Source organism: Nesterenkonia sp. AN1 (assembly GCF_000582475.1).
In the GTDB taxonomy this organism is placed as follows: Bacteria; Actinomycetota; Actinomycetes; order Actinomycetales; family Micrococcaceae; genus Nesterenkonia; species Nesterenkonia aurantiaca.
In genome coordinates, this window is record NZ_JEMO01000032.1 from 1 (window position 1) to 3,750 (window position 3,750).

The 3,750-nt window shown below is 61.7% G+C and carries 4 protein-coding genes; 1 reads left to right on the forward strand and 3 read right to left on the reverse strand.

The features are described 5' to 3' along the window. Positions 1–229, reverse strand: a 229-nt coding sequence (locus tag BG28_RS16395) for a hypothetical protein (RefSeq protein WP_235181129.1), incomplete at its 3' end; no start/stop codon positions are given. Positions 230–627: 398 nt separating this feature from the next. Here BG28_RS16395 and BG28_RS13525 point away from each other — a divergent pair. Beyond that, on the forward strand, positions 628–1,470 hold the full coding sequence (locus BG28_RS13525) for a class I SAM-dependent methyltransferase (protein ID WP_084479764.1): 843 nt from the start codon (positions 628–630) through the stop codon (positions 1,468–1,470). A 432-nt stretch (positions 1,471–1,902) separates the two neighbouring features. On the opposite strand, the gene BG28_RS13530 is transcribed toward BG28_RS13525, so the two are convergent. Beyond that, positions 1,903–2,952 (reverse strand): ABC transporter substrate-binding protein, encoded by a 1,050-nt coding sequence (locus BG28_RS13530; protein WP_036478034.1) that lies wholly within the window; start codon positions 2,950–2,952, stop codon positions 1,903–1,905. Further along, a partial coding sequence (locus BG28_RS13535) for an ABC transporter ATP-binding protein (RefSeq protein WP_084479765.1) occupies positions 2,949–3,750 on the reverse strand: 802 nt, incomplete at its 5' end. The genes BG28_RS13530 and BG28_RS13535, both read right to left, overlap by 4 nt.

Below are 3,750 nucleotides of genomic sequence, written 5' to 3' on the forward strand. Positions count from 1 at the left end.
CATGCCCCACAACATCTAGGGCCTTTCCAAGGATCTCCTCGGTTTTCTTCTCGACTCGATGTGCTTTCCCCTGGCGACCTGCCTCCGTCAGCCCGATCACCTTGCCTTCGACAACGAGTGGCCACTCGGCGAGGACCAGTGCATCGATTTCCCCGACTTCCCCAGAGGGAGATGAATAGTGTCGTGATCCGCGGACGTGCTCACCGAATACACCCTGAAGCGCATTCATGATCAAGCGCTCGTGCGCGTGTTGTCGGTGTTTGTGGGGGTGGCTTGTGAAAAAGTGAAATATCCAACGTTAGCGCCAGATTCTCCCGAGCCATCAGCCATGGGTTTGGTAACAGGGCCGGTTCGCGGTCAGGAAGCGTTGATCTTCGCAGGTTGATGTCTCGCGAAGGGAAGTCTGTGCTGCAACCGGTTGGTTCCAGCACACTGACGGGGCTACGCGGCCTCAATCCTGGGGTAAGAAGCAGAAGCAACCATGGAATAGGTCGACACCAACATCGGTGACGTCTGCCAATTCCTACTGAGAATGATTATAGTTAAGCGTATGTCGTTATCCGCTGCCGCCCACAGAGCTGCTCCTGAGTCCTTCATGAGGACCTGCCGGCAACGGAGCATCAATCGATGACTGCATCCGTGAGGAAGTCCGCTGCGTCCCCGACCCGTTATGCTGAGGCGTTCATCGCCGCGGAGGCCTTCGGTGCGCTGGATGATGTGCTGTGGCGACCGGTCAGCCGCGGCGCGGTTTCCTCGGCAGGACCAAAGCCGGGTGAACACGTACTGGATGCCTGCTGTGGAAATGGGGCTTCCGCTCTGCCCAGCGCACGCCTGGTCGGCAGGAGCGGATCGATGCATGGCGTGGATCTTTCTCCAGCTCTGACGGCTACAGCGCGGTCCCGTGCCGCGTCGGAAGGCCTCGACTGGGCCTCTTTCACCGCCAACGACGCGACGAAGTTCCCGATACCAGCCGGATCCTTTGATCTGGTTCAGTGCGTGCTGGGTATCTTCTTCTTCCCTGACGTGGAAGCTGGCACCCGCTCCCTGATCCGCCAGACTCGCCCGGGCGGACGAACCGCTCTGACGATCTGGCGGCGTGGCGCGATCTCCCCGATTGGAGAGTGCCTGATGGAAGCCCTCTCCCCGTTCAAGCCCCACCTTGGCGAAGAGTCCCGGAACCAGGTCGGGACACTCCTGAACCGGATCAATACAGCGCCTACCTATGCCGACTGGCTGCAGGATCTGGGGCTTGAACAGGTACGAATCGACGTCCCCGAACACCGCATTGAACTCGATGAACGAACAGCATGGGCCCTGGTCCTCGGATCTGCTTTCCGGGCGATGCTCGCGGGCCTGGTGCCGGCCCAGATAACAGAGGTCCGACACCGCTACCTGGACATCCTTGAGCAGCGAAAGACCACTCACATCGATGCCTCAACACTGGTGGGCATCGGAAAGGTGCCACAGTGAAACGTAGAACGACGAAGGACTCACTTTGAACTGACCCGGGCGGGCCGGGGCTTGGCCCTTTGCATCGGGCAGCGCTGCTCTGCGCTGCGCTGCGCATGCTCGCCGATAACTCGGGAAGCGTCGATGATCTGAAGAGTGCTGCCAGGGAGTCATCAGGGGCGGTGCTCATCACCGCGCACTGCCTGGGGCCGTGTGCTGTTGCTGCGGTAGCCGCTGTGGCCCATCGCGACGGTGACAGTGGAGACACCGGCCGGAGTGTGTGGCTGAGAAGCATGGAAGGCTCCGCGCATAGCGGAGCTTTCCGGCAATGGATCATCGATGGTGGGCCGTCCAGTCTGCACCGTCCGGATGCTCCTCGGTGGTCCTGACCGCATCGACTGACGGCAGCAAGTGCCCCGTGAGTAAGGCGGTCAGAACCACGACTGGGAGCGTTTAGAAGGCCTGCGGGTAGAGCTCTGCGGCGATGGTCTCCACGGCGTCAATGTTGCCCAGGGTTCCCGGGTACAGATCACTCTGATCCACCGCGATCAGCCGATCATTTTCCACCGCGGGGGTATCAGGGAATGTAGTGCTCAGGTACTCCCGGGTCTGTTCCTCATTCTCCGAACCTGAGGTGCCGAAGACGATCGCTTCTGGGTCTCGTTCGATGATCTCTTCGGGGTTGATCTCGGTGGCGAAGAAAGCTTCAAACTCAGGGGCTCCGGGATCGAAGACGTTCTCCCCTCCGGCTTGGAGGATGATGTCTGCCTCGACCCCTGCACCGATGGCGCCCAGGGAGTTGCCTTCGACATAGACCTGCGCGACGCTCAGCGGGTCCTGATCCGCAATCGCGTCCTCGACCGCGGTCAGACGGGCTTCGGCGTCGTCGTTCAGTGCCGTGGCTTCCTGTGGGACGCCCATGATCTCTCCGAGGTTGGTGATGTCGGTCAGAACATCGGTGACCTCTGCGGTGTTGCGCCGATCAGCACAACCTCCGGTCGCAACGTAGGCCTGTGCACCGTTGTCGGCCAGTTGGTCGAGGCTGGCGAAGCCTTGCTCTGCGGTGAATTCATATTCAGTCGGGGAGACGACGAAGTCAGGGCTGGTCGCCAGCAGATCTTCTCTGGCAGGTGGCATGTCTGTGCTGAGCACCGGGATGTCACTGGCTTGATCGGAAATATCCTCGGGCAGTGCTGAGGTCTCGGTCTGGGCTTGCCCCACGATCGACTCCACCGGGACTCCGAGACGCAAAAGGAGCTCTGTCTGGGAGGGCATCATCCCGACAACACTGGTGGGCGCGGCGTCGAAGGACAGTTCTCGTCCGCAGTTCTCGACAGTGACGGTCTCATCGGCAGCCGTGGTCTCAGAGGTCTCAGCACCTTCCGAGGCGACTCCTCCCCCGCACGCGGTGAGGGTGAGCGGCAACAGAGCCGCCAGCCCGGCGGAGGCGGTGAGAGTCCTTGATCGAGGAGATCGTGAAACGGTGGTGGGGACGGTATTCATAGAGTGGGGAGTCCTTTCAGGGTGGTGGCCAGAGCATCGCTCTGCTGGGGTTCATCTCGTGGGGTGCGGGCATCAAAGAGGAAGTGGGGCTGACCCGTCGCGGGGTGGGCCACGGCGGTGGATTCCACGGTGAAGACACGGCGAATGAGTTCGGTACCGAGCACCTCCTCGGGAGAACCGTGGCTGACCAGTGATCCGTCAGCGAGCACTGCGATCTCGTCACAGCTGCGGGCGGCGAGGTTGAGGTCATGAAGAGCGATCATCACCGTCCGGTTGGTGGCGCGGATGAGATCAAGAAGCTCGAGTTGGTGCGCGATGTCCAGGTGATTCGTGGGTTCATCCAGCACAAGCACCGGGGTGTCTTGGGTCAAGGCCCGGGCGAAGAGGACGCGTTGCCGCTCGCCGCCGGAGAGTGCCGAGAACGATCGCTCGGTCAGGTGCTGAGCTCCGACCTGGGCAAGGGCCCGCTGCGCATGGGCAATATCAGCATCCGAGTCCCGTCCGAAGCCCTTGCCATGAGGGATTCGCCCCAGAAGCACGAGTTCCAGGACGGGCATGTCGAACTCTTCGTTGTGTTCCTGGGTCATGAAGGCCACGCGTTGAGCCAGCTGTCGCCGACCAAGACTGGTGATTGTAGTGCCGTCATAACGGACTGTGCCGCCGGAGGGGGTGTCGATGCCACACAGGGCACGCAGCAGCGTGGATTTTCCGCTCCCGTTGGGCCCGATGAGTCCCAAGACCGTGCCAGAGGGAACCGTCAGGGAGACGTCGTTGATGACTCTGCGCCCGCCGCGGTGG

Bases quoted from the DNA above. Each gene is read 5' to 3' on its own strand.
- BG28_RS13530 (WP_036478034.1), bottom strand. From the start codon at position 2,952: ATGAATACCGTCCCCACCACCGTTTCACGATCTCCTCGATCAAGGACT.
- BG28_RS13525 (WP_084479764.1), top strand. From the start codon at position 628: ATGACTGCATCCGTGAGGAAGTCCGCTGCGTCCCCGACCCGTTATGCT.